The organism is Mycobacterium sp. NGS57, assembly GCF_059812405.1.
Genome location: NZ_JCALCP010000003.1, coordinates 21,724 through 46,085 on the forward strand (window position 1 = coordinate 21,724; position 24,362 = coordinate 46,085).

Here is a 24,362-nt window from a genome sequence, read left to right on the forward strand (position 1 = left end):
GGATCGAGGAGAAACGATGAGCGGACCGCAGGGATCGGAGCCGGGCCAGCAGTGGCAACCGCCCGGTCAGGGCGGCGATCAGTCGTCGGATCCCACGCAGGTGGGATCGCCGTGGCAGCAGCACCCGGGTCAGGACGCGACATGGCAGGCGCCGGCCTACACCCCCCCGGCCGATTACCCGCAGTACCAACAGCCCACGGAGCAGGCCTACCCGCAGCAGTACTCCCAGCAGCCCGGCTATGGCCAACCGGGGGCCCAGCCCGGCCAGTACGGTGCGCAGCCCACCCAGTACGCCCAGCCCGGGCAGTACGCCCAGCCCGGCCAGTACCCGCCGCCCGGTCAGTACCCCCAGCCCGGTCAATACGGTCAGTACCCTCAGCCCGGCCAGTACCCGCAGCAGTACCCGCCGTACGAGCAGCCGGGCAAGAAGCGGCCGACCGCGCTGCTCGGGGGCGTGGCCGCCGCGATCGCCCTGCTGGTCATCGCGGTGGTGCTGGTGCTCGGCTTCTGGCAGCCCGGGTTTTTCGTGACCACCAAACTGGACGTCAACAAGGCCCAGGCCGGCGTCCAGCAGGTGCTCACCGACGAGACCAACGGCTACGGCGCCAAGAACGTCAAGGACGTCGCGTGCAACCACGGCCAGGACCCCGTCGTCAAGAAGGGCGGCACGTTCGATTGTGATGTCAGCATCGACGGCGCCAAGAAGCGTGTGACGGTGACGTTCCAGGACAACAAGGGCACCTACGAGGTCGGCCGGCCCCAGTAGGGTCCGCTAACCGGGCAGCGCGTCGAGCGCTTTCTGCAGGCGGGCGATCGGGGACCCGACGCCCAGTTCGGTGGCCAGCTTGGCGGTGCGCCTGGGATGCGCGGCCGTCAGCGGCAGGGCGTCGTCGGGCGTCGACAGCCCGACCGGCGCGTCGGTGGCGACCCGCACCACCCGGTGCGCGGCCTCGATGTAGTCGGCGGCGCCGAGCAGCTTTGCGCGTAAACCCTTGGCCATCTTGGACTTTGGGTCGTGGGCGGCGGCCAGGATGCGTTCCAGCGAACCGTGCTGGGCCAGCAGGGTGGCTGCCGTCTTCTCGCCGACGCCCGGTACCCCGGGCAGGCCGTCGGACGGGTCGCCGCGCAGCAGTGCCAGCTCGGCGTAGGCCGCGCCCGCCCGTTCCCGCGGCACGCCATATTGTTCGGCCACTTCGGCCGGCCCGAACAACGTGGCCTTGGAAAGCCCCCGGCCCAGGTAGAGCACCCGGACGGGGACGGGGTCGTCGGCGACCACCTGCAGCAGGTCGCGATCGCCGCTGACCACCACCACCGGATCGGTGCGTTCGCGCGCCGCCAGCGTGCCCAGCACGTCGTCGGCCTCGAAGCCCTCGGCGCCCGCGGTGGGGATGCCGAACGCGTCCAGCAGTTCCATGATCATGTCGACCTGCGGCGTCAGGTCGTCGGGCACCTCCTCGACGTCGGGCTCGCCGGCGGGCTCGGCCTCGGCGACCCGGTGCGCCTTGTACGACGGGATGAGGTCCACCCGGAACTGCGGGCGCCAGTCCAGGTCCAGGCACACCGCCAGCCGGGCGGGTCGCTGCTGGGTGATCACCACGGCCATCGCGTCGAGGAACCCGCGCACCGCGTTGACCGGCCGCCCGTCGGGGGCGGTGATCGACGACGGCACCCCGAAATACGAGCGGAACCACATGCTGGCGCCGTCGAGCAACACGAGCGGTTGTGGCATGCGGGCTATCCTGCCAGCCATGGATTCCCGCCGATTCGACACCGGGGTGTATGCGCGCCGGCTGGCCGCGGCCGCCGCGGCCACCGCCGATGCCGGCCTCACCGGCCTGGTGATCACCCCGGGCCACGACCTGGCCTACCTCATCGGCTCGCGCGCCCAGACCCACGAGCGGCTCACCGCGCTGGTGTTGCCGGCATCCGGCGATCCGACGGTCGTGGTGCCCCGCCTCGAGCTCGCCTCGCTCAAGGAGTCGGCCGTCGCGGAACTGGGCCTGGCCGTGCGGGATTGGGTCGACGGCGACGACCCATACGAGTTGGTGCGCGCGTCTCTGGGCGGCGGCTCCGCCGCGTCCGCCGTCACCGATTCCATGCCCGCGCTGCACCTGGTGCCACTCGCCGATGTGCTGGGCGTGCCGCCCGTGCTGGCCACCGACGTGCTGCGCGGGCTGCGGATGGTCAAGGAGGAGTGCGAGATCGACGCGCTGCGCAAGGCCGGCGCGGCCATCGACCGGGTGCACGCCCGCGTGCCGGACTTCCTGCGCCCGGGCCGCACCGAGGCCGACGTCGCCGCCGATATCGCCGAAGCGATTGTCGCCGAAGGGCATTCGGAAGTGGCGTTCATCATCGTCGGCTCCGGGCCGCACGCTGCCGACCCGCATCACGGCTATTCGGACCGGGAACTGCGGGCGGGCGATGTCGTCGTCGTCGACATCGGCGGCGCCTACGAACCCGGCTACCACTCCGATTCCACCCGCACCTACAGCATTGGCAGACCGATCCCCGAAGTGGCACAACAGTATTCGGTTTTGCAGCGGGCCCAACGCGCGGCGCTGGACGCGGCGCGTCCCGGGGTGACGGCCGAGCAGGTCGACGCCGCCGCGCGCGACGTGCTGGCCGAGGCCGGACTCGCTGAGTATTTTGTGCACCGCACCGGGCACGGCATCGGTTTGTCGGTGCACGAGGAGCCCTACATCGTCACCGGCAACGACCTGCCCCTGTCCGCGGGCATGGCCTTCTCCGTCGAGCCGGGCATCTACTTTCCCGGGCGGTGGGGCGCGCGCATCGAGGACATCGTCGTCGTCACCGAGGACGGCGCCGAGGCCGTCAACAACCGCCCGCACGACCTGATCGTGGTGCCCGCCTGTTGATGAGCGAGTTGTGGTCGTAGCCAGCTTGCCGCGACGGGGTGAATAGCGGCGCGCGGAGACCTCGACGAGAATTCCGCGCGTGGCTCCTCCGCTGGTTGTCGATCCGGAGGCGTTGTTCGCGGCGGGCAGCGCCGTGGTCGCCGCGGGTGGTGGGCTGACCGCGAACCTGACCGTGTTGGCGTCAGGCTTTGCCGCCCACACCGGCGTCGATGCGGCAGGCCACCTGTTCGGCGAGGCCTATCAAGATGCCGCCGAATCGCTGCTGAAGGCCATGGCGGCCGCCGTCAACGCCTGCGGCCACTGCGGGGCCCTGATACAGCAGGGCGCGTCGAACTACTCGAAGGCTGAGGCGGCGTCCACGCTCGGTGGTGGCGCCGGTGTGTTGCAGTCGCCGCCCGAGCCGGTCAAGGTCACGGCGCCCGGGCCACCCGGGACGTGGGGCAAAGGCGAACCGCCGCCGCTGCTGTGGGCCGTGGTGGACGCGTTCGTCGCCGACGCGTGGCCCGACGGCGACGTCGCCGCCATACGCGCGGCAGCGGCGCGGTGGCGGGGCTTCGCCGCGGGCACTGTCGGGACCGTAACCGCGCTGAACAGCGCGATGGTGCTGCTGGATGCGCATCAGATCCCCGAGGGCGGGAAGATCGATGTGGCGTTGTCGCAAATCCGGGACGGTATCGCCAAAATCGGCGAGGGGTCGGCAAAGCTGGCGACTGCCCTCGACAAGTTCGCCGGCGATGTCGAGCAAGCCCAAAACGCGATCCGCGACCTCTTGCACCGGCTCGGGTCCCTCGCCGACCTTGGGCACGACTTGATGTTGATCATCAAGGGCGACGCGCTCGACGAGATCAAAAAGATCGCCAACGACATCAACGCCATCCTGCATGACCTGGGTCGGGAGGCCCGGGCCGAGGAGCAGGAATTCAAGATGGCCATGCAGTCTGGTGACGGCCTGATCGTCAAATTCGAGAAGTGGACGCGCAAGCAGTTGACCCAGTTTCTGGGTGAAGAGGTCGGCAATTCGGTCGGGAACCAGCTCGACTTTTTGGTGAACATGGACGAGGGGGTCGTCAAGGGTTTCCTCGGTACGGTGCTGGCCCTCGAAGATCTCAACCCGGCATGGTTTGCCCTCGATCCCGAGGGCGCCGCGGCGACCTGGTCGGATCTGGGCAAGACCATGTGGAAGGGGAGTGTGTTCAATGCAATGATCCATCCCCAAGAGGCCGCCGAAACACAGCTACAGCAGGCCAAATCGCTTCTGCACCTGGATGATTGGAGTACCGCCCGGCCAGGATTGGGATTGGGCGAAAACCTCTTCGACCTCGCATTGCTAGTCGTTCCGGGCGGGGGAGAGGCCGGAGCGGCGGCCGACGGCGCCGGGGCGGTCGCGCGTGAGGGAGCCGAGGCCGCGGAAGCCGCGGGCAAGGCGGAGGGCGCGTTCGGGAAGGTCGCGGGTGCGCTCGGGGATGCCCGCGGGTTGGCCGACATCGCCGGGACGGGCGGCGATCTGACCAAGGGCCTCGAAGACGTCAGCGCCAATCTGCCCAAGATCGAACCGCCGCTCGGGGGGCGTCCGGTGGAGCTGCCGGCGCCCAAGCCGCTGGATCCGCCCGTCGAGCCGCGACCTCACGCGCCGGGCGAGGCCGGCGAACCGCGCGAGCCCGCGAACGCCGCCCCGTCGCCCGGGCGCGGACCTCATGAACCTGTCGGCGGGCCACATGAGCCGATCGGTGCTCCGCATGAGCCCGCACCGGCCCCCGTCGGGGGACCCCACGAACCTGTATCGGCGCCCGCGCCCGGTTCGCCGCTTGTGTCCGCGCCCGCCGCGGTCGGGGAGCGCGTGCCAGCCGCCGTCCCGCGACTGGTCGAACACGCACCGGCGCCGGTACCGCCCAGCCTTGCCGAGCCCGCGCCCGTCGCCGCGCATGCACCGACGGCGGCCCCGTCGCTTCCTGCCGCGACGCCGCATTTCTCGGCCCCGCCGGCACGCCCGCCCGATATGTCCCCGCCCGGTGGCGGCTGGCACCCGCCGGGTGACGATGGTGCCCTCGGCGGACACCCGCACGGAAAGCCGCATGGCGGGGGACCGCACGGGCCTGGCGATGGGCGTTCCAGCGGCCATGACGGGCACACACCACCAGATGATGGCGCATCTCACGGGCCAGGTGACGGTGATAGTCGTAACGGCGATGATCCATTGTCGGGAGGGCTGAGTGCCGAAAAGCGCGACGAAATCATCGCGATGCCGAAGGGTAATCGTCCGGACCCATCAGAATACTTATCGCCCGAATACATTGACAGACATTTGAATAAATTTGCTGATGGTGCGACGCGATTCATGCCAGAGAGTAATCTTGAAAAGTATGGGATCGCTCAACGGGACGGCACCTCATTCGTAATGCCAAAAGACGAAGCTGATGCAATGATGACGGCGACCAAGGGCGACCCCCGCGCAATGGAGAATGAGCTCGGACTACCTGAGGGCTTCCTCGACTCGAACAAGGTCGTTAGGATCGACATAGCTAATCCCGAAGAATTCAACCTACGTATTCCCTCAGGTAACGAAGTGGGGGCCAATGACCAATGGATTCCGGGCGGCCACTTGCCGAACGGTTCGTCCGAGGCCGTCGTGGACGGGGAAACGATACTGCCGGACGATTACAGCGTGACCGATATCTTCAAGTAGAAAAGAGCTGAGATGAAATTCGAGGATACCTATTTTTCGCGAGAGGACAGATACTCATTAGGCGTGGAGTCGACTTCGGGCCGTTTCTATGCGTCGTTACCCGTTAGCAATGGCGTCGTCGACTACGAAGAATATTATGAGCTTAATCCGAACCAGTACGAAGAATTCCTGCGAAACAAGGCAGCAGCATTAGAATTCATCGAAGCTTGTCGCCGTCGTGAGCACGATGAGCTGCTGCTACAAAGACCGGGCAGTAACCGAGGGATCCCCGTGTAATGCGCGGACGCTGACAATGGGCCGGCCGCGCAGTTCGCAACTACTCGCCGCGGTCCAGCAGATCCGACGACCCCAGCACCCGCTCCACCTGTACCTCGATGACCACCCGTCGCGGGTTCGGGCGTGGGGTGCGATACCTCTGGGCGTAGCGCAGCTCGGCGTCGCGAACCGCGTCGGCATCGCTGTTCACCTTCGACCGGCCCTCCAGCGACAGCCACCGCGCGCCGTCGACCTGGCTGAGTACGGCCAACCCGGCGCGATCGGCATTGACGGCCTTCTGCGACCCGCCGGTGGTGATGACGCGCGCGATGTGGGTCTTGGGATCGAAGGTGAAACCGACGGCGACCACATGCGGGGAATTGTCGGCCCGCAGCGTCGTCAGCATGGCCAGATGACGTTCTGACAGGAACGCCAGGGCATCGTCGGTCAGCCGCGTAGTGGTATTCGCCATCACCGCTCACGCTAGCGCAGGTGATAATCGCAGCCGTGGACGACACGGGCGCTGGTCCGGTACTAATCCTGGGCGGTCGCAGCGAGATCGGCATCGAGCTCGCGCGGCTCCTGGCCCCCGGAGCGACGGTGGTGCTGGCCGCCCGCAACGCCGACCGCCTCGACGCGGAGGTCGCCGCTGTGCGAAACGCCGGCGCCGCGGCCGTGCACGCCAGGGAGTTCGACGCCGACGACCTAGCCTCGCACGGCCCGCTGGTCGCCGACATCGTCGCCGAGCACGGGCCCGTCGGCACCGCGGTGCTGGCCTTCGGCATCCTCGGGGACCAGGCCCGCGCCGAGAACGACGCCGCCCACGCCGTCGCCGTCGTGCACACCGACTACGTCGCCCAGGTCAGCATGCTCACCCACCTGGCCACCGCCATGCGCAAGGCGGACAAGGGCTCGCTGGTGGTGTTCTCGTCGATCGCCGGCGCGCGCGTGCGGCGAGCCAACTACGTCTACGGCTCGGCGAAGGCCGGCCTGGACGGCTTCGCCGGCGGACTGGCCGACGCCCTGCACGGCACCGGCGTACGCCTGCTCATCGTCCGGCCGGGATTCGTGATCGGGCGCATGACGCAGGGCATGTCGCCGGCGCCGCTGTCCAGCACGCCCGCGCAGGTGGCCGCCGCGACCGCGCGGGCGCTGGCGAAGGGCCGGCGCGCGGTGTGGATCCCGTGGGCGCTGGGTCCCGCGGCCGCCGTGATGCGGATGCTGCCGCAGTTCGTGTGGCGCAGGATGCCCCGATGATCCGCGCCGCCGACGATGCAGTGGGGGCACCCCCAGCCGCGAAGCGGCGAGGGGGACGAAGCGATGAGAAGGAGGGGCGCGCATGATCATCGTCGTCGGTATCGGCGCCGACGGCATGGCGGGGCTGACGGAAACGTCGCGCACCGAACTCCGCAGGGCCGCAGTCATTTACGGCTCGAGAAGACAACTTGACCTGCTCGACGACACCGTCGCGGCGCCTCGCCGGGAATGGCCGTCACCACTGCTGCCCGCGCTGGAAAAACTTTTCGTGGACGGCGACATCCACATCGTCGCCAGCGGCGACCCACTCCTGCATGGCATCGGCGGCGCGTTGATCCGGCTGCACGGCGCCGCAAACGTCCGGATCTTGCCGCACGTGTCGTCGGTGGCGCTGGCGTGCGCGCGGATGGGCTGGAACGTTCACGACACCGAGGTGATCAGTCTGGTCACGGCGCCACCACACACCGCGGTAAGACGGGGCGGCCAAGCAATCGTGCTGTCGAAAAACCGGTCAACACCAAAGGAGCTGGCAGCACTGCTCGACACCCACGGCCGCGGCGACTCCGAGCTCACCGTGCTCGAAAACCTCGGTGGCCCAACCGAACGCCGGCGCGACGGAACCGCGCGGCAGTGGGCCGATGCTTCGCCCGACGTCGACGACCTCAACGTGATCGCCGTGCGCTACCTGCCCGACGAACGCGTGGCGCCGCACCCCGATGACGAGTTCGTCCACGACGGCCAGATCACCAAACACGGTGTGCGCGCGGTGACCCTGGCCGCGCTGGCGCCGCGCCCGGGTGAGCGACTGTGGGACGTCGGTGCCGGCTCGGGCAGCATCGGTGTCCAGTGGTGCCTGAGCTGGCGCAGTTGCAGCGCCGTGGCGTTCGAGCGCGACGAGGGGCGCCGCCACAACATCGAAAGCAACGCCGCCGCCTTCGGCGTCAACATCGACATCCGGGGCGAGGCGCCGGGCGCGTTCGCCGGCGCCGAAGCCCCGTCGGCGATCTTCATCGGCGGCGGCCTGACCCAACCCGGACTGCTGCAAGCGTGCCTGGACTACCTGCCCGCTGGCGGGCGGCTCGTCGCCAACGCCGTCACGGCCGAATCGGAATCCATTCTCGCGCAGTCATACTCCCGTTACGGCGGCGATTTGCAACGCCTCCAGCACTACCAGGCGGAGCCGCTGGGCGGATTCACCGGTTGGCGCCCTCAGTATCCGGTCACCCAGTGGGCGATGACGAAATGACGGTGTATTTCATCGGAGCGGGGCCCGGCGCCGCGGACCTCATCACCGTCCGCGGCCAACGGCTCCTGCAATCGTGCGCGACGTGCCTGTACGCGGGCTCGATCATGCCCGACGACCTGCTGACGCTGTGTCCGCCCGGCGCGAAAGTCATCGACACCGGCCCGCTGACGCTGGAGCAGATCGTCGCCGAAATCGCCGCGGCCGGCGCCGGCCACGACGTGGCGCGGCTGCACTCCGGGGACCCGTCGCTCTACAGCGCGCTGGCCGAGCAGTGCCGCCGGCTCGACGCGCTGGGCATCGACTACGAAATCGTGCCGGGCGTACCGGCTTTCGCCGCGGCGGCGGCCGCGTTGAAGCGTGAGCTCACCGTGCCCGGCGTGGCGCAGACGGTGACACTGACCCGGGTGGCCACCCTGTCGACGCCGCTGCCGCCCGGAGAGGAGCTGACCGCCCTCGCGAAATCGAAGGCCACGCTGGTCCTGCACCTGGCCGCCGCCCAGATCGACGCCATCGTCCCGCAGCTGCTCGAGGGCGGCTACCGACCCGAAACGCCCACGGCAGTGGTGGCTTTCGCCAGCTGGCCGCGGCAGACCGTGCTGCGCGGCACCCTGCTCACCGTCGCCAAGCAAATGCACGACGCCGACATCACCAAGACCGCGGTCATCATCGTCGGTGACGTTCTGGCCGCCGAGGGATTCACCGACAGCTACCTGTATTCCACCGGGCGAACCCGCGGAAGCCGGCACTGATGCGGGTTCTTCTGCTCGGCGGCACCGCCGAGGCCCGCGCGCTCGCGAAAGCCCTGCACCCGCAGGTCGACATCGTCAGCTCGCTGGCCGGCCGGGTCCCCGATCCCGCGCTGCCAGTCGGCCCGGTGCGCGTCGGCGGGTTCGGCGGCGTGGACGGGCTGCGGCGCTGGCTGCAAGACGAACACGTCGACGCCGTCGTCGACGCCACCCACCCGTTCGCGGCGACCATGACCGCGCACGCCGCCGAAGCGTGCGCCGAACTCCGCATTCCTCACCTGGCGCTGGCCCGCCCCGCGTGGGAGCCGGGCGCCGCGACCGTAGTCGCATCGGACAAAAAAGCTGCGGAAGTCGTTGTACGACAACGCTATGAGCGGGTGTTCCTCACCACCGGCCGCTCGGGCGCCAAGGTCTTCGCCGGCAGCGGGGCGTGGTTTCTGATCCGCGCGGTTACCGCGCCGGATGCAGCCTCGCTGCCGCGCCGCCACCAGATCCTGCTGTCGCGCGGGCCCTATCGCTACGACGACGAACTGGCCATCATGCGCGAGCACCGGATCGACGCGCTGGTCACCAAGAACAGCGGCGGCGACATGACCCGGGCGAAGCTGGATGCCGCTGGGGCGCTGGGCATTCCGGTGGTCATGGTTACCCGGCCACAACTGCCCGCCGGCGTCGCGGCGGTGGGCACGGTGCAAGACGCCGCCGAATGGGTCATGGGCCTGAATCTGTAGCCGCCTGAAGCTGTTCGGCGAGAATGTCGGCGTGACCGGCGTGCCGGGCGACCTCGGCGATCATGGCCAGATAGATGAACCGCAGGCTCACGGTGCCGACGATGTGATGCTCGACAGTGTCATCCAGGCTGCGGGTCGCGGCGAGTTCGTCAGACCGTTGACACGCAGTCTGGTATTCGGCGATCACGTCGGCGAGGGATTCGTCTTCGGCGACGGAGAAGCTACCGTCACCGCCGGTGGCGTGGCCGTCGCAATCATCGATGCTCATGCCCGCCAGTGTTCGTTGAAACCAGATGCGTTCGGCCGCGGCGCAGTGCTTGATCAGTGAGATGGGCGTGGTCAGCGAGGGCACCAATTTCCCGCGGGCTTGGGCGCCGGAGAGGTGTTCGACGGCTCGCACAAGCTCCGTGCGGTTCAGCTCGAGGGTGTTCTCCAGCAGCTCTCGTTCGCTGCCTGTGAACGGGCGTCCAGGGCCGAGTACAGCGGTCATGACGAATTCCTTTGCGTAGGCGGCATTTACTTCTTTTGCGCGCCGGCGTGGATATCGCCGCGAAGCTAGCCGGTCAGGTCCTCGCGCTCGACACCGGCCAGCAGCGCATCGCGGGCGCGCGCGACGCGCGACCGGATGGTGCCCACCGGGCATCCGCACACCGCGGCGGCGTCGGCGTAAGGCAACCCGAGCAACTGGGTGAGCAACAGGGCTTCCCGCTGCTCGGCGGTCAGGTCGGCGATCATCGTGGTCACCTCGACCAGGTCTTCGAATCCGCGGGCGTGGCGGTCGCCACGCAGGTACTGGTCGGGCTCGGCGCCGGCCGCTGCGCGCGGTCGTGATCGGACGTGGCGGATGTGGTCAGCCACCACCCGGCGCGCGATCGACAGCAACCACGTGCGGGCGCTGGATCGTCCGGAAAACCGCTCGATCGCGCCGATGGCGCGCAGGAACGTTTCCTGCGTCAGGTCGTCGGCGGTGCCCGCGTCGGACAGGTACGTGACGAACCGCCACACGTCCTGCTGGGTGGCTTTGATGAACGCCTCGAGCGCTCGCGCGTTGCCCCGTGCGGCGGCCAAGGCCAACTCGGTAACGGCCTCGTCGTCGCTGGACGCGGTCATGGCCAACCACCTTAGTTGCGTGGGCAGGGTAAGTCTACGACGGGTCGTCGTAGAAGAGGCCGAGCGGTTGATCGGCCAGAGATGCCGGTGCCGCCGGCCGCTCTGCGACGCCGATGGCCAGGCCCGGAAGTCGGCGGAGGCTTCCGAGGCCCGCGCCCGCCCGCCGGAACCGACGCGTTCGCGCGCCACCAACACCGCGAACACCAATCCCAACAGCAGCGGCATATGGCTGGCGATGCGTGCCGCCGTCACGTCGCCGGCAAAGGCGTCGACGATCACATAACCCAACAGCGCGACGGAATACACACCGGTAATCGCCGCCACGCCAATCGCGGTCACGGGCCACACGCCGGCGGCAATCATGGCCAGACCCAGCGCCAGCAACCAGGCGGTCGACTCGTGCATCAGGTGCTCGCCCGACATCGCGCCATGCATGTGGCCCGACACCATCCCGAAGTCCATCCCGCCGACCTGCGCGGCGGCGATCGCCACCTGGAACACGCCGACCGCAATCAGCCCCCAGCGCCGGTAGCGCACCCGCAACCAGCGCATCGACCGCTGGTACGCGGGGGACTGCTGGTCGATCCTCGCCATGATTTTGTCGACCAGGTCCGGTCCCTGGCCCGGCTCGATCGATGCCAGCCGCCGTGTCTGCACCGCGGCACCGATCAGCCAGGCGCGGCAACGCCGGCACGATTCCAGGTGGGCGTCGACCTGTTGCGCGAGCACTTGCGGACGCTCGCCGTCCAATCGCGCAGAAAGCGCCTCACGCGCAACGTCACACCGCATCCCTGCATCGTTGCGCATGGCTCCTCGGCGCGCAAAGAACTCAAAAAACGAACGACGGGAACCAAACCGTTCGGCAAACCGACCACTGGAGGCAAGCAGCTCAGCAGACCATCGACCGAAGAGGAATTCGTGCCCCGACCCGACGGCCGCCGACGATGACCGCCCCGATCTGGATGGCCTTGCCCCCCGAGGTGCACTCCACATTGCTCAGCAGCGGTCCGGGATCCGGGCCGCTGCTCGCCGCTGCGGAGGCATGGTCGTCGATGGGGGCGGAGTATGCCGCCGCCGCGGACGAACTCACCGGCGTGCTCGGCGCGGCCCAGGGCGCCTGGGATGGCCCCACCGCGGAGCGCTACGTGGCCGCCCACGCGCCCTACCTGAGCTGGCTTTTGGAGGGTGCCACCAAGAGCACGGCCGCCGCCTCGCTGCATCAGACGGCGGCCGCGGCCCACACCACCGCGCTGGCCGCCATGCCCACGCTGGCCGAACTCGCCGCAAACCACGCCGTGCACGCGGCGCTGGTGGCAACCAACTTCTTCGGCATCAACACCATCCCCATCGCGGTGAACGAAGCCGATTACGCGCGCATGTGGGTCCAGGCCGCCGAGACGATGACCGCCTACCAGGTCGCCGCCGGCGCGGCCCTCGCGGCGGTCCCGCCGACCCCGCCGGCACCGCAGATCGCCGCCCCGGCGGGAGAGGCGGCCGCTGCCGCCCATACTGACGCGGTGGCCCCGGCCGCCAGCACTTCTTGGCAGGATCAACTGGCGTCCTACCTGCAGCAGTACACAAAGAATTTCGCGTGGCCGGTATCCAAGGATCTCAACCCCGCCGGCTGGCCCATCCCCGCGGTCCCGTTCGTCAACTCCATCACTGGCCCGCTCATGCAAATCCCGGGGATGACGCCGGCCCTGGCCACCGCGATTGGGTGGGCCACCTTCCACACGCTGATGATCTTCTGGCCGTTCGGGCAGCAGGCGATCCAGCTGGCCGTCGCGCTGGCCCCCGCGTTGCTCGCAGTCCCGGCCGCGGGCCTGGCAGCGGGGGGAGCGGCCGCCGCCGGCATCGCGGTCCCGGTCGCCGTGGCCACGCCGTTGGCCACCGCCGCGGCGGCCCCGACGCCGGCGGCCCTGCCGGCTCCCGCCGCGGCGGGCACCGCCCCCGTGAGTAGCAGCAGCGGCCCGGTGCTGCCGAGCGCCGCCGCCCCAAGCCCGGCCCCGGCGATCGGAGGGGGACCCGCCGGGGCCGGGCCAGGGGTGGGCTTCGGTCCGACGGTGACGGACGGCATCGGCGCGAGCCTGTCCGATGTCCTCTACGCCGTCGGCCTGTCGGGGCTTTCGGCGCGCGGCAGTGCCAGCGGACGCGCGCGTCGTCAATCCGAGGAACCGGCCGACGATGACGCCGACGCTCCCGCTCCCGCCGCCGCGCCGGCGACCCGGCAGCGCAGCCGTCGCCGGCTTCGGGCCACCGCCGAGGACCGCGCCCACCGCTACGAATACCTGGAGTCGGACGCCGGCGCCGGAACGCTCGGATTCGCCGGGGCGGCAACGAACTCCGGTGCGGCAGCGGCGACGGGTTTGGCGACCGTGGCCGGCGACGGCTGGAGCGACGGGCCGGCCCTGCCGATGCTGCCGAGCAGTTGGGGCGGCGAGCCGCAGTAACCGGCATCGTTTTGCCGGCGCGGTACCGGGGTACGCGCCGGCATGACCTCAACACCACAGCAGCGGGCCCTCGCCTTGATCTGCACCTTGAAGAAGAGCCCCGACCGGTCGAGCAGCGAGGTGATGGCCGACCAGGTGCTCGAGCAGCTGCGCAAGGCCGGCGCCGAGGGCGAGAAGGTCCGTTGCGTCGATTTGAACCTGCTGCCCGGCACCGAGGCGGACATGGGGCCGGGCGACGAGTGGCCCGGATTGCTCGAAAAGATCAGGGCCGCAGATATTCTCGTGATTTCCACGCCGACCTGGGTGGGCCACATGTCCAGCGTCGCCCAGCGCGTGCTGGAGCGACTGGACGCCGAGCTGTCCGAGAAGGACGACGCCGGACGGCCGAAGACGCTCGGCAAGGTGGCGCTGGCCGTGGTCGTGGGCAACGAGGACGGCGCGCACAAGATCGTCGCCGACCTGTTCCAGGCGCTCAACGACGTGGGGTTCTCGATCCCGGCGCACGGCTGCACGTACTGGAACGGCGAGGCCATGCAGGGCGGGGATTTCAAGGACCTCGACGAGGTCCCGGAGGTCATCGCCAGCACTACCGCATCCGCCGCCCGCAACGCGGTGCACCTGGCCGGGGTGCTGCGGCAAAGCCCGTATCCGCCTTACGAGTAGGCCTTCAGGCGGGATAGCGCCGGGGCGTAAACACCCGGTCCCCGAAATCGTCTGTGTGCCACTGGGTTTGCGAGGACCCGACGATCAGCAGGCAGCGCATGTCGACCGCGGCGGGGTCGAGGTCGGCCAGCCGCACCACGCGGACCTCCTCGTCGGGTCCGGACACGTTGCGGCCGATCACGACCGGTGTGCCGGGTTCGCGATGGGCCATCAGCACGTCCCGCATCGCACCCACCTGCCAGGTCCGGGTCTTGGACGCGGGGTTGTAGATGGCCAGCACCAGATCGGCGGCGGCCGCGGCGGCCAGCCGCGCGGAGATCACCTCCCACGGCTTGAGCCGGTCGGACAGCGAGATCACCGCATAGTCGTGACCCAACGGGGCGCCGACCCGGCTGGCGACCGCCTGCGCGGCCGTCATCGCCGGTATCACCCGGATCCGCACGCCCGGCCACTGTTTGGCCTCCTCCAAGACCGCGGTCGCCATCGCGAACACGCCCGGGTCGCCCGATGACACCACCGCGACACTGCGCCCCTGCTCGGCCAGCGCGCAGGCCAGCCGCGCCCGCGCGGGCTCGTCGGCGTTGTCGCTGGGGTGGCGGCGCTGTCCGTCGCGGACCGGGACGCGATCCAGATAGCCGCCGTAGCCGATCAGGTCGGTCGCGGCGGCCAGTTCGCGTCGGGTCTGCGGCGTCATCCAGTCCTGGTCGCCGGGCCCCAGGCCCACGACGGCGACGGTACCCGACAGCGATTCGCGCCGCTGGCCGCCGGGCAGCATGGCCAGCGAAAAGTACGGAACGCCGGCCCCGTCGACCTCGGCGGCGGGCAGGATCCGCTGCCCGGACGTGCTGGCCCGCTCGACGTAGAACGCGTCGTCGAGCTGACCCGTCGCCGAAAGCGCTTCGCGCACATGGTGATAGGAGCGGCCCAGCTTGAGCACGACGGCGGCGTCGGCGTCGGCGAGCCGGCGTGTGAGCTCGGCGACCGGCAGGGTGCCGGGCAGCACCGACAGCACCTCGTCGCCGGCGACCAGGGGTGTCGCGATGGCCGCCGACGCGGCGCTCACCGACGTGACGCCCGGCACGATAACGGCGTTGAACCGCTCGGTGAGCCGGGTGTGCAGATGCATGTAGGAGCTGTAGAACAGCGGGTCGCCCTCGGCGAGCAGCGCCACGTCGCGACCGGCGTCCAGGTGGGCGGCGATGCGCGCGGTCGCCTCGGTGTAGAAGTCCTCGATCGCGCCGGCGTAGCCGCCGGGGTGGTCGGTCGTCTCGGTGGTCACCGGGTAGACGAGGTGTTCCTCGATCTGGCCGGGCCGCAGGTAAGGTTCGGCGATTCCGCGGGCGATGCTGCGACCGTGCCGAGCGCTGTGATAGGCCACCACGTCGGCCTCGCCGATCACCCGGGCGGCCTTGACGGTCACCAACTCCGGGTCGCCGGGTCCCAGCCCGACCCCCCAGAGTGTCCCACGCGCGCTCATTCGGTGTCGCTCGCGATCGCGTTGACGGCGGCCGCGGCCATCGCGCTGCCGCCGCGTCGGCCGCGCACCACCAGATACGACATCCCGCGCGGACGGTCGATGAGTTCCTGTTTGGATTGCGCGGATCCGACGAATCCGACCGGGCCGCCGAGCACCGCGGCCGGTGGGGCAGCGCCCTCGTCGATCAGCTCCAGCAGCCGGAACAGCGCGGTGGGGGCGTTGCCGATCGCGAGCACCGCGCCGGCCAGCCGATCGGTCCACAACTCGACGCCGGCCGCCGACCGGGTGCTGTGCCGGCGTGCGGCCAGCTCGGCCGCGCGCGGGTCGGCCACCAGCGAGACGACGCGGTTGTCGGCGGGCAGCCGCGCGGTGGTGATTCCCGCGGCCACCATCGACGAATCGCACAGCACGGGCGCGCCGCTGCGCAGGGCCTCGCCGGCGCGCGTGACGACGTCGTCGGTGTAGGCGATGTGCTCGGCGACGTCGACCTGCCCGCAGGTGTGGATCAGCCGGACCACGACGCGGGCGACGTCGTCGGGGAACCGCGTCAGGTCGGCTTCGGCGCGGATGGCCGCGAACGACTGCCGGTAGATCTCCGCCGCGTCGCGCAGGTAGTCGAGCACCCGCTCACCCTAAGGCGTCGCGCAGCACGCGATATCCCTGCCCGTTGGCGACCAGGACCTGGCCCGCCGGCGGGCTGCCGCAGGCGCGTTCGCAGCCGACGAAGTGCCGATGTACGGCGCAATCGGTATCCAGCGACGCGGCCGCGTCCGCGCGCACGTCGGCCGCCGAGTGCGCGCATCCGGGGCTGCCGGTGCAGGCGCTGACGCTCAGCCAGGGCGAGTTCTCGTCGAAGACCAGGCCCAGCGGCGCCAGTACGCGCAGCGCGGCGTCCGCCGTCTCTTCGCTCAGATCGCACACCAACACCGAGCGCCACGGCGTGACGACCAGCGGGGCCTCGATGGCCGCGAGGAATTCCGCGACCCGCGCGGGCAGCACGCCCAGCGGCACCGCGGCGCCCAGCGTGACCCGGCCGTCGTCCTGACCGATCCATCCCACCGGCGCCCTGGTCACGGGGGCGAAGGCGGCACCGAGCGTCGCGCCGGGCAGCAGCGCTGCCATATCAGCCAATTCGCTTACCCGCCAGGCCTTTCCGCGCACCTCGACGAACCGGGTGGCGATCCCGATCAGTGATCGCGCCACGTCGCCGGCCGCCAGCCGCACCCCGGTGTCGCGCCCCGCCAACAGCAGCGCGACCCCGTCGTCGAGCACGTGCGCGCCGACGTCGGCGCCCAGCCCGGACACGTCGGCGCGGCCGTCGTCGAGGCTGAACCAGAACCGGCCCCCCAGCTCGGCCAGCCCGGGCTCGGCGCAGATCGCCTCGTCCAGCTCGCCCACCCACGCCCGCACGTCGGCGCGTCCGCCGGCGCGACCGGACAGCGGCGACGCGACGATGTTGCGGGCCCGTTCGTGCGTGGGGGACGGCAACAGGCTTGCGCGGGCGATTGCCTCGGCTACCGGGGTCACGTCGGCGATTCCGCGCACCTGCACGTTGCCGCGGGCGGTCAGCTCGAGCGTCGCGGACCCGAACTCGTTCGCGAGCCCGGCCAGCGCCGCCAGCTGAGCCGCGGCGATCATGCCGCCGGGCAGCCGGACCCGAACGAGCGCGCCGTCGGCGGCCTGGTGCACCTGCAGCGCGCCCGGGCAGGCGTCCGTGTCGCGGGTTCGGACCACCCAATCACGGTACGACTCCTCGAGTCCCCGGGGCACCACTTCGCGGTTGGATGCGGTCCGCCCGGGGCACACTCGTCCCCGTGGAAACGGTGGAGTATGCCCCCGGGCGCAAGGCCGACATCTTCGGCGATTCGACGCAAGCCACGGTCCTGCTGTGGCATGGCATGCAGACCGACGCCCGCACGGCCGTGCGCCCCCTCGCCGGCCTGCTCGCCGGTCACGGCGCCGCGGTGGTGGCCCCGGATTGGAACTCCCACGCCGGCGACGGCGGGCGCGGCGACCTGTTGGGTTCGCTGGAGTTCGCGCGCAACTTCGCCGCGGACCCCGACGGGATGGTGCTCGTCGGGTGGTCCATGGGGGGCTGCGCCGCGGCGGCGCTGACCCTGGGCGCGGCGCGCTTCGGTGTCGCGCTGGCGCACACGGTGTGTCTGGCCGGCGCCTTCATGGTCGCCGACCCGATCTCCGGCCGGCCGCCGGGCGACGCGCTGCCCACCGACCGCGTCGGGGCGCCGTTCACGCTCTTGCACGGCCTTTCCGACGACGCCGTGCCGGTGACCGCCAGCCGGGAGTTCGCCGCCGGGCTCGAGCGGGCCGGCTGGCCGGTGGAGCTGGTGGAGCTGGCTGCCGACCACGGGTCGATCGCCGGCGCCGACTACGACCCCGTCGCGGATCGCTACGAGGCGGCGACGGGCGGGCGGGCGCTGGAGGTGGCCGCAGAGGTCGCCGCCCGCATCGCGGCCACGCTGCGGTACGAATGACGGGTGGCTGAACCGACCATCCTGCTGCTGTCGACGTCCGACACGGACCTGATCAGCGCCCGTTCCAGCGGCAAGAATTATCGGTGGGCCAACCCGGCGCGGCTGTCCGATGAGGAACTGCCGGAGTTGCTGGACGGCGCGGCGGTCGCGGTGGTGCGGATCCTCGGCGGTTACCGCGCCTGGCAGGGCGGCATCGACGCGGTGATCGCCAGCGGTGTCCCGACGGTGCTGGTCAGCGGCGAGCAGGCCGCCGACGCCGAACTGACCGGGCTGTCCACGCCGGCGGCCGGCATCGCGGTGCAGGCGCACGTCTACCTGGCCCACGGCGGCGTGGAGAACCTGCGCCAGTTGCACGCCTTCCTCTCGGACACGGTGCTGATGACCGGCTTCGGGTTCACCCCGCCCGTGGTGACCCCCACCTGGGGCGAGCTGGAGCGGCCGCACGCCGGCGACAGCGACGGCCCGACCATCGCGGTGCTCTACTACCGCGCCCAGCAGCTGGCCGGCAACACCTCCTACGTCGAGTCGCTGTGCCGGGCCATCGAGGAGGGCGGCGGGCGGGCGCTGCCCGTCTACTGCGCCTCGCTGCGCACCGCCGAACCCGAACTGCTGCAACGGCTCGCCGACGCCGACGCCATGGTGGTCACCGTGCTGGCCGCCGGGGGATTGAGACCCGCGGAGGCGGCCGCCGGGGGCTCCGATGACAGCTGGAACGTCGAACACCTTGCGGCCCTGGACATCCCGATCCTGCAGGGGTTGTGCCTGACCAGCGCCCGCGACCAGTGGGCGGACAACGACGACGGCCTGTCCCCGCTCGACGTGGCCAGCCAGGTGGCGGTGCCCGAGTTCGACGGGCGCATCATCACGGTCCCGTTCTCGTTCAAGGAGATCGACGCCGACGGGCTGATCTCGTATGTCGCCGACGCCGAACGCTGCGCGCGGGTCGCGGGCCTGGCCATCCGGCACGCGCGGCTGCGCCACGTCGCGGCGGCCGAAAAGCGCGTCGCCGTGGTGTTTTCGGCCTATCCCACGAAGCACGCCCGCATCGGCAACGCGGTGGGGCTGGACACCCCGGCCAGCGCGGTCGCGCTGCTGCGGGCGATGCGCGAGCGCGGCTATCAGGTGGGCGATCTGCCGGGCGTCGACGCGGGCGACGGTGATGCCCTGATCCACGCGCTGATCGAGCGCGGCGGGCAGGACCCCGACTGGCTCACCGACAGCCAGCTGGCCGGCAACCCGATCCGGGTGTCCGCCAAGAACTATCGGGCCTGGTTTGCCACGCTGCCGGCCGAACTCACCGACGCCGTCGTCGCGCATTGGGGCCCGCCACCCGGCGAGCTGTTCGTCGACCGCAGCGCCGACCCCGACGGCGAGATCGTCATCGCCGCCCTGCGCGCGGGCAACCTGGTCCTGATGGTCCAGCCGCCCCGCGGATTCGGGGAAAACCCGGTCGCCATCTACCACGACCCCGACCTGCCGCCCAGCCACCACTACCTGGCCGCCTACCACTGGCTGGACGCCGGATTCGGGGCGCACGCCGTCGTGCACCTGGGCAAGCACGGCAACCTGGAGTGGCTGCCGGGCAAGACGCTGGGCATGTCGGCGTCCTGCGGGCCCGACGCCGCGCTGGGCAACCTGCCGATGATCTACCCGTTCCTGGTCAACGACCCCGGCGAGGGCACGCAGGCCAAGCGGCGGGCCCACGCCGTGCTCGTCGACCACCTCATCCCGCCGATGGCGCGCGCCGAAACCTACGGCGACATCGCCCGTTTGGAGCAGCTGCTCGACGAGCACGCCACGGTCGCGGCGCTGGATCCCGGCAAGCTGCCGGCCATCCGCCAGCAGATCTGGACGCTGATCCGCGCCGCCAGGATGGACCACGACCTGGGGCTGACCGAGCGGCCCGAAGAGGACGCGTTCGACGACATGATCCTGCACGTCGACGGGTGGCTGTGTGAGATCAAGGACGTCCAGATCCGCGACGGGCTGCACGTGCTGGGTCAAAAGCCCACGGGGGAAGCCGAACTCGACCTCGTGCTGGCCATTTTGCGGGCGCGCCAGCTGTTCGGCGGCGAGCACGTCATTCCCGGGTTGCGCCAGGCGCTCGGGCTGGCCGAGGACGGGACCGACGAACGCGCCGCAGTCGACCGCGCCGAGGCCGCGGCCCGGGAGTTGGTCGCGGCTCTGCAGGCCACCGGCTGGGACCCCGCCGCCCCCGACGGGCTCACCGACAACTCCGACGTCGCCGCGGTGCTGCGGTTCGCCGCCACCGAGGTGGTGCCCCGGCTGGCCGGCACCGCCGCCGAAATCGGCCAGGTGCTAAGGGCTTTGGACGGCCGGTTCATTCCCGCCGGCCCGTCGGGGTCGCCGCTGCGCGGCCTGGTCAACGTGCTGCCCACCGGGCGCAACTTCTACTCGGTGGACCCCAAGGCGGTGCCGTCGCGGCTGGCCTGGGAAGCCGGTGTGGCGCTGGCGGATTCGCTGCTGACCCGGTACCGCGCCGACCACGGGCAGTGGCCGCAGTCGGTCGGGCTGTCGGTGTGGGGAACCTCGGCGATGCGCACCGCCGGCGACGATATCGCCGAAGTCCTCGCGCTGCTGGGGGTTCGGCCGGTGTGGGACGACGCTTCGCGGCGCGTCGTCGGCCTGACCCCGATCCCACCGGCCGAGCTGGGCCGCCCGCGCATCGACGTGACCGTGCGGATCTCCGGGTTCTTCCGCGACGCGTTCCCGCACGTCGTGACCATGCTCGACGACGCGGTGCGGCTGGTCGCCGACCTCGACGAACCCGCCGAGGACAACTACGTGCGCGCCCACGCCCAGGCCGACCTGGCCCAGCATGGCGACGAACGTCGTTCCACCACAAGAATTTTCGGTTCCAAGCCGGGTACCTATGGCGCCGGTCTGTTGCAGCTGATCGACAGCCGCAACTGGCGCGACGACGCCGACCTGGCGCAGGTCTATACCGCCTGGGGCGGATTCGCCTACGGGCGCGGATTGGACGGTCGGCCTGCCTCCGAAGATATGAACCGCCAGTACCGGCGCATCGCGGTGGCCGCCAAGAACACCGATACCCGCGAACACGACATCGCCGACTCCGACGACTATTTCCAGTACCACGGCGGCATGGTCGCCACGGTGCGCGCGCTCACCGGCCAGGCGCCGGCCGCCTACATCGGCGACAACACCAGGCCCGACGCGATCCGCACCCGCACCCTCTCCGAGGAGACCACCCGGGTGTTCCGCGCGCGGGTGGTCAACCCGCGCTGGATGGCGGCGATGCGCCGGCACGGATACAAGGGCGCCTTCGAGATGGCCGCCACGGTCGACTACCTGTTCGGCTATGACGCCACCGCGGGCGTGATGGCCGACTGGATGTACGAACAACTCACCGAGCGCTACGTGCTGGACCAGGAGAACCGCAAGTTCATGGCGGAGTCCAATCCCTGGGCGCTGCACGGCATGGCCGAACGGTTGCTCGAGGCCGCCGGCCGCGGCATGTGGGCCGAGCCGCAACCGGAAACGGTCGACGGCCTGCGCCAGGCGTTGCTGGAAACCGAGGGCGAGCTGGAGAGCTAGCTCCGCGCGGTGCGCCGCCCTTGAGCCGGTCAGTCCGTGAAGTCAATCCGCACGCTGATCGGGTCGGACTGCAGGGCTCGGAAAGTTGCGGCGACGACCGGTGCCAGCAGCCGCGACGTCGCGAACGTGCTGGCCCGCTTGGCCGGGTCGTCTCCGGGTTCGAACCGGGCGATTCCGGACCGCCACCGGCCCCGTTGCCGGATAAGCACTTTGGGGTCGGACTCAATGTTGAGGGCCCATCCTGAACGTCGCCCGTGCTGGGAAATCACCCATGCGCCTTCATCGTCGAAGTTGGCGGAAACCGGAACGCGGCGACGCGCCCCGGATTTTCGTCCAGTCGTTTCCAACTCGGTCGCGAACGTTGTCCGGATGCCGAGTCGGCCGAGCAAGGCCACGGCGGGATTGGCGAGGTAGCGACCGATGAGGCGCTCCCTGCGAAACTTCCGGACGGCCTGCAGACTGGTAGTGGGGTAAGCCGCGTCGCTCGGCATCGTTAGCCTCCCGTCCTCGCTTCGATAGATCGATCGGTCTACCTGCGATAGCAATCTAGTAGAATAATCGGTCTACCGCAAGTGGGTCTTGACGGGCGAAGGTGAGGAAGGTCATGTCCGCACGGGAGCGCTTGATTACCAGCGCAATTGCGCTCATTCGGACCGCCGGAGTCGCCGGCGCCAGCGTGTCGGCGCTGCTCGACCACTCCGGCCTGGCACGCCGAACGCTCTATCTGAACTTCCCCGGCGGCAAACCGGACCTCGTCGAGGCAGCAACCGACGCCGCCGGCGCCGAGCTCACCGCCGCCATCCGGGACTGCATGCGCGACGACGATCCCGCGCGGGCGGTGGGCGCCTTCCTGCAGATGTGGGAATCGATGCTGGCCGACAGTGACTACACGGCGGGCTGCCCGATCGTCGCGGCGACGTTGGGTCGCGCGCAGGCACCTGCGGCCGCCGACGTGGCGGCAGCGGCGTTCAGCGCGTGGGAGGGCCTGTTGGCTCAGCTCCTCCGCGAAGCCGGTGTGGAGCGATCGGCGGCCGCCGATCTGGCCACCACCGCGGTTGCCGCCGTGGAGGGCGCGGTCATCATGTCGGTGGCGCAACGGTCGCCGACCCCGCTCCGGCGGGTGCGGCGTGTGCTCTCCGCGCAATTTGCCGCAGGTTGACGCCATGTCGCCAACGACGGCCGCCAAAGCCGGTCTCGAAGCTGAGCGGCAGCCCGTCAGATGAAGTCCGAGCCGCCGTCCACGTTGACCGTGGCGCCGGTGACGTAGCCGTTGCGCCGCGACGCCAGGTAGGCGGTGATCGACGCGACCTCCTCCGGCAGCCCGGCGCGCCCCAGGTCGCACGGCTGATGAAAGTTGTTGTCGATCCACGTCATGACGTCCACCGGGTCGGCGGCGTCCAGGCCGTCGGCGGCGAGGATGTCCTTGAGCACCTCGGTGAAGCTGGCGGTGACGATGGTTCCCGGGCACACGCAGTTGACGAGGATGCCGTCCGCGGCAAGGCTTTTCGAGAGGTTCTTGGTGACGCTGGCCAAAGCGGCCTTCGACGCCGTGTAGGCGACGATGCGCGGGTTCTGCCGCTGAATCGAGTGCGCCGACAGCGTGACGATGCGGGCCCAGTCCGCGGCGCGCAGCAGCGGCAACGAGGCGCGAATCGATCGCACGGCCGACATCGTGCCGAGCGCGAACGCGGCCTCCCACTCGGCGTCGTCCATCTGCTCGAAATAGCCGTCGGCCGGGCCGATCGTGTGGACCAGGCAATTGAGGCGTCCCCACCGCCTCGACACCTCAGCGAAGGCGGCGGCGATGGAATCGGCGTCGGCCATGTCCACGCCGATGCCGACGGCGTCCGGGGCGCCCGCGGCGCGCAGCGACGCCACCGCCGCGTCGAGCGCTCCCTGGCCTCTGGCCATCACCGCGACGCTGGCCCCCTCGGCCGCAAGGGTTTCAGCGATGGCCAGCCCCATGCCCTTGCTGCCTCCCGTGACCACGGCCGTCGCTCCGGCGAAACCCAGGTCCATCCACTTCTCCCTTCAGTTGCTACGTGGTTGCTCAAAGCGAAAGATCGCTTCCCGTGCCACGCCGAGCCCGCCCAGGCAGAAGCGCAGCAGGCGCCGGCGCACACCGTCGCGGTCGCGATCGCCGGTCGCCCATTGCCGCTCGGTGGCCGCCCACACCGCGCCGTGGATGGCCTGCGCGTCGCCCGCCGGGTCGATGCGCGGAAACACCCCGCGCTGCTGGCCGCGCTGCAGGGCCTCGCTCAGCGGCTTGAGCAACCGTTCGTAGGCGGGCTGGATCAGCTTGGGGGAGGCGAACATCTGCGATTGCGCCTCGAGCGACACGCGGCGCAGGTCGGATCGGACGTTGTCGTCGAACGCCAGGTCGAGCCGCCCGTCGATCCACGCCGCGACCGCGCCGATTTCGGTGGCGGCGGCCGCCATGCGGCGGCGCAGGCGGCGTTCCTCGACGCGCGCCATCTCCAGGAACAGCGCGGCCACCAGTTCGTCCCTGGAGCCGAAATGCCGGTAGAAGGCTCGGGTGCCCAACTCGGCGCGCTCGAGGACCGCGGCGATGCTGAACCCCTCGATGCCCTGCTCCCGCAGCGTCGTCGACGCGGCGGCCAGGATCTCCCGGCGCACCGTGGGGTCCGGGCTCAGTTTGTCGCGCCGCCGCGTGCGAGGGGGCGCCGTGTGCTGGTCGCTCACCGGGCCCTTAAATGAAAATAGTATTTTCGTTTAATGCCGCTCACTATCGCAGCCTGGGGACGCCAATGTCAACGGCGCGGCCGACGCGGCCCCG

23 protein-coding genes and 1 pseudogene are annotated in these 24,362 nt (G+C 70.4%); 13 read left to right on the plus strand and 11 right to left on the minus strand.

The window, feature by feature from the left end:
- The first annotated feature begins 16 nt into the window (after positions 1-16).
- On the plus strand, positions 17-766 hold the full coding sequence (locus AC5Y43_RS06495) for a DUF4333 domain-containing protein (RefSeq protein ID WP_499970556.1): 750 nt from the start codon (positions 17-19) through the stop codon (positions 764-766).
- 6 nt (positions 767-772) lie between these two features.
- Here the strand turns inward: AC5Y43_RS06495 and AC5Y43_RS06500 are convergent, their stop codons facing one another.
- The gene (locus AC5Y43_RS06500) at positions 773-1,729 is read right to left on the minus strand and encodes a 5'-3' exonuclease (RefSeq protein WP_499970558.1); all 957 of its coding nucleotides are present in this window, start codon (positions 1,727-1,729) and stop codon (positions 773-775) included.
- Between the two features lie 19 nt (positions 1,730-1,748).
- Here AC5Y43_RS06500 and AC5Y43_RS06505 point away from each other — a divergent pair, with 19 nt between their 5' ends.
- From AC5Y43_RS06505 to AC5Y43_RS06515, 3 genes are all read left to right on the plus strand, one after another.
- Positions 1,749-2,876 (plus strand): M24 family metallopeptidase, encoded by a 1,128-nt coding sequence (locus AC5Y43_RS06505; protein ID WP_499970560.1) that lies wholly within the window; start codon positions 1,749-1,751, stop codon positions 2,874-2,876.
- Positions 2,877-2,955: 79 nt separating this feature from the next.
- Complete coding sequence (locus AC5Y43_RS06510; RefSeq protein WP_499970562.1) at positions 2,956-5,559, plus strand: WXG100-like domain-containing protein; 2,604 nt, start codon at positions 2,956-2,958, stop codon at positions 5,557-5,559.
- A gap of 12 nt (positions 5,560-5,571) precedes the next feature.
- Positions 5,572-5,835: a hypothetical protein gene (locus AC5Y43_RS06515; RefSeq protein WP_499970564.1), complete on the plus strand. Its 264-nt coding sequence runs from the start codon at positions 5,572-5,574 to the stop codon at positions 5,833-5,835.
- A gap of 40 nt (positions 5,836-5,875) precedes the next feature.
- On the opposite strand, the gene AC5Y43_RS06520 is transcribed toward AC5Y43_RS06515, so the two are convergent.
- On the minus strand, positions 5,876-6,286 hold the full coding sequence (locus tag AC5Y43_RS06520) for a F420-dependent biliverdin reductase (protein WP_499970566.1): 411 nt from the start codon (positions 6,284-6,286) through the stop codon (positions 5,876-5,878).
- 35 nt (positions 6,287-6,321) lie between these two features.
- Between AC5Y43_RS06520 and dprE2 the strand changes: the two genes are divergently transcribed.
- The 4 genes from dprE2 to AC5Y43_RS06540 all read left to right on the plus strand — a co-directional run bounded on the left by dprE2 (position 6,322) and on the right by AC5Y43_RS06540 (position 9,794).
- The gene (gene dprE2 / locus AC5Y43_RS06525; RefSeq protein ID WP_499970567.1) at positions 6,322-7,071 is read left to right on the plus strand and encodes a decaprenylphospho-beta-D-erythro-pentofuranosid-2-ulose 2-reductase; all 750 of its coding nucleotides are present in this window, start codon (positions 6,322-6,324) and stop codon (positions 7,069-7,071) included.
- A gap of 82 nt (positions 7,072-7,153) precedes the next feature.
- A complete protein-coding gene (gene cbiE / locus AC5Y43_RS06530) occupies positions 7,154-8,317 on the plus strand; it encodes a precorrin-6y C5,15-methyltransferase (decarboxylating) subunit CbiE (RefSeq protein WP_499970569.1) in 1,164 nt (387 codons plus the stop codon).
- A complete protein-coding gene (cobM, locus tag AC5Y43_RS06535) occupies positions 8,314-9,066 on the plus strand; it encodes a precorrin-4 C(11)-methyltransferase (RefSeq protein WP_499971489.1) in 753 nt (250 codons plus the stop codon). Before cbiE ends, cobM begins: the two co-directional genes overlap by 4 nt.
- Complete coding sequence (locus AC5Y43_RS06540) at positions 9,066-9,794, plus strand: cobalt-precorrin-6A reductase (protein WP_499970571.1); 729 nt, start codon at positions 9,066-9,068, stop codon at positions 9,792-9,794. Before cobM ends, AC5Y43_RS06540 begins: the two co-directional genes overlap by 1 nt.
- On the opposite strand, the gene AC5Y43_RS06545 is transcribed toward AC5Y43_RS06540, so the two are convergent.
- The 3 genes and pseudogenes from AC5Y43_RS06545 to AC5Y43_RS06555 all read right to left on the minus strand — a co-directional run.
- On the minus strand, positions 9,775-10,284 hold the full coding sequence (locus AC5Y43_RS06545) for a DinB family protein (protein WP_499970573.1): 510 nt from the start codon (positions 10,282-10,284) through the stop codon (positions 9,775-9,777). The genes AC5Y43_RS06540 and AC5Y43_RS06545 overlap by 20 nt on opposite strands.
- Before the next feature lie 65 nt (positions 10,285-10,349).
- Positions 10,350-10,904 carry an RNA polymerase sigma factor SigC gene (sigC, locus tag AC5Y43_RS06550; RefSeq protein ID WP_499971491.1) on the minus strand — a complete coding sequence of 185 codons (555 nt, stop codon included), beginning with the start codon at positions 10,902-10,904 and terminating at the stop codon, positions 10,350-10,352.
- Between the two features lie 171 nt (positions 10,905-11,075).
- Positions 11,076-11,897, minus strand: a pseudogene (locus tag AC5Y43_RS06555) (DUF2275 domain-containing protein); the annotation flags it as partial.
- On the opposite strand from AC5Y43_RS06555, the gene AC5Y43_RS06560 reads away from it, so the two are divergent.
- Both AC5Y43_RS06560 and AC5Y43_RS06565 read left to right on the plus strand, forming a co-directional pair.
- Complete coding sequence (locus tag AC5Y43_RS06560) at positions 11,849-13,354, plus strand: PPE domain-containing protein (RefSeq protein WP_499970575.1); 1,506 nt, start codon at positions 11,849-11,851, stop codon at positions 13,352-13,354. The pseudogene AC5Y43_RS06555 and the gene AC5Y43_RS06560 overlap by 49 nt on opposite strands.
- A 42-nt stretch (positions 13,355-13,396) precedes the next feature.
- On the plus strand, positions 13,397-14,017 hold the full coding sequence (locus AC5Y43_RS06565) for a flavodoxin family protein (protein ID WP_499970577.1): 621 nt from the start codon (positions 13,397-13,399) through the stop codon (positions 14,015-14,017).
- 4 nt (positions 14,018-14,021) lie between these two features.
- On the opposite strand, the gene AC5Y43_RS06570 is transcribed toward AC5Y43_RS06565, so the two are convergent.
- From AC5Y43_RS06570 to cobG, 3 genes are read right to left on the minus strand one after another with little or no spacing between them, the layout of a single operon-like run.
- Entirely contained in the window at positions 14,022-15,494 is a 1,473-nt protein-coding gene (locus tag AC5Y43_RS06570) for a precorrin-2 C(20)-methyltransferase (RefSeq protein ID WP_499970579.1), read from the minus strand.
- A complete protein-coding gene (locus tag AC5Y43_RS06575) occupies positions 15,491-16,117 on the minus strand; it encodes a precorrin-8X methylmutase (protein WP_499970581.1) in 627 nt (208 codons plus the stop codon). The genes AC5Y43_RS06570 and AC5Y43_RS06575 overlap by 4 nt, the downstream gene beginning before the upstream one ends.
- A gap of 4 nt (positions 16,118-16,121) precedes the next feature.
- Positions 16,122-17,228, minus strand: a complete 1,107-nt coding sequence (gene cobG / locus AC5Y43_RS06580; protein ID WP_499970583.1) for a precorrin-3B synthase — start codon at positions 17,226-17,228, stop codon at positions 16,122-16,124.
- A gap of 80 nt (positions 17,229-17,308) precedes the next feature.
- Here cobG and AC5Y43_RS06585 point away from each other — a divergent pair, with 80 nt between their 5' ends.
- The gene (locus tag AC5Y43_RS06585; RefSeq protein WP_499970585.1) at positions 17,309-17,986 is read left to right on the plus strand and encodes an alpha/beta fold hydrolase; all 678 of its coding nucleotides are present in this window, start codon (positions 17,309-17,311) and stop codon (positions 17,984-17,986) included.
- A gap of 3 nt (positions 17,987-17,989) precedes the next feature.
- The gene (cobN, locus tag AC5Y43_RS06590; protein WP_499970587.1) at positions 17,990-21,565 is read left to right on the plus strand and encodes a cobaltochelatase subunit CobN; all 3,576 of its coding nucleotides are present in this window, start codon (positions 17,990-17,992) and stop codon (positions 21,563-21,565) included.
- Positions 21,566-21,594: 29 nt separating this feature from the next.
- Here the strand turns inward: cobN and AC5Y43_RS06595 are convergent, their stop codons facing one another.
- Complete coding sequence (locus tag AC5Y43_RS06595) at positions 21,595-22,056, minus strand: nitroreductase/quinone reductase family protein (protein WP_499970589.1); 462 nt, start codon at positions 22,054-22,056, stop codon at positions 21,595-21,597.
- 113 nt (positions 22,057-22,169) lie between these two features.
- Here AC5Y43_RS06595 and AC5Y43_RS06600 point away from each other — a divergent pair, with 113 nt between their 5' ends.
- Positions 22,170-22,724 carry a TetR/AcrR family transcriptional regulator gene (locus AC5Y43_RS06600; protein WP_499970591.1) on the plus strand — a complete coding sequence of 185 codons (555 nt, stop codon included), beginning with the start codon at positions 22,170-22,172 and terminating at the stop codon, positions 22,722-22,724.
- Positions 22,725-22,780: 56 nt separating this feature from the next.
- Here the strand turns inward: AC5Y43_RS06600 and AC5Y43_RS06605 are convergent, their stop codons facing one another.
- Positions 22,781-23,584: an SDR family NAD(P)-dependent oxidoreductase gene (locus tag AC5Y43_RS06605; RefSeq protein ID WP_499970593.1), complete on the minus strand. Its 804-nt coding sequence runs from the start codon at positions 23,582-23,584 to the stop codon at positions 22,781-22,783.
- 12 nt (positions 23,585-23,596) lie between these two features.
- Positions 23,597-24,268 (minus strand): TetR/AcrR family transcriptional regulator, encoded by a 672-nt coding sequence (locus AC5Y43_RS06610; RefSeq protein WP_499970595.1) that lies wholly within the window; start codon positions 24,266-24,268, stop codon positions 23,597-23,599.
- Positions 24,269-24,362 lie beyond the last annotated feature (94 nt).

Coding starts and splice junctions, on each gene's coding strand:
- AC5Y43_RS06500 (WP_499970558.1), bottom strand. CDS start 1,729: ATGCCACAACCGCTCGTGTTGCTCGACGGCGCCAGCATGTGGTTCCGC.
- AC5Y43_RS06565 (WP_499970577.1), top strand. CDS start 13,397: ATGACCTCAACACCACAGCAGCGGGCCCTCGCCTTGATCTGCACCTTG.
- cobM (WP_499971489.1), top strand. CDS start 8,314: ATGACGGTGTATTTCATCGGAGCGGGGCCCGGCGCCGCGGACCTCATC.
- AC5Y43_RS06560 (WP_499970575.1), top strand. CDS start 11,849: ATGACCGCCCCGATCTGGATGGCCTTGCCCCCCGAGGTGCACTCCACA.
- AC5Y43_RS06570 (WP_499970579.1), bottom strand. CDS start 15,494: ATGAGCGCGCGTGGGACACTCTGGGGGGTCGGGCTGGGACCCGGCGAC.
- AC5Y43_RS06520 (WP_499970566.1), bottom strand. CDS start 6,286: ATGGCGAATACCACTACGCGGCTGACCGACGATGCCCTGGCGTTCCTG.
- AC5Y43_RS06600 (WP_499970591.1), top strand. CDS start 22,170: ATGTCCGCACGGGAGCGCTTGATTACCAGCGCAATTGCGCTCATTCGG.
- AC5Y43_RS06515 (WP_499970564.1), top strand. CDS start 5,572: ATGAAATTCGAGGATACCTATTTTTCGCGAGAGGACAGATACTCATTA.
- AC5Y43_RS06605 (WP_499970593.1), bottom strand. CDS start 23,584: ATGGACCTGGGTTTCGCCGGAGCGACGGCCGTGGTCACGGGAGGCAGC.
- sigC (WP_499971491.1), bottom strand. CDS start 10,904: ATGACCGCGTCCAGCGACGACGAGGCCGTTACCGAGTTGGCCTTGGCC.
- AC5Y43_RS06545 (WP_499970573.1), bottom strand. CDS start 10,284: ATGACCGCTGTACTCGGCCCTGGACGCCCGTTCACAGGCAGCGAACGA.
- cbiE (WP_499970569.1), top strand. CDS start 7,154: ATGATCATCGTCGTCGGTATCGGCGCCGACGGCATGGCGGGGCTGACG.
- AC5Y43_RS06540 (WP_499970571.1), top strand. CDS start 9,066: ATGCGGGTTCTTCTGCTCGGCGGCACCGCCGAGGCCCGCGCGCTCGCG.
- AC5Y43_RS06505 (WP_499970560.1), top strand. CDS start 1,749: ATGGATTCCCGCCGATTCGACACCGGGGTGTATGCGCGCCGGCTGGCC.
- AC5Y43_RS06595 (WP_499970589.1), bottom strand. CDS start 22,056: ATGCCGAGCGACGCGGCTTACCCCACTACCAGTCTGCAGGCCGTCCGG.
- AC5Y43_RS06495 (WP_499970556.1), top strand. CDS start 17: ATGAGCGGACCGCAGGGATCGGAGCCGGGCCAGCAGTGGCAACCGCCC.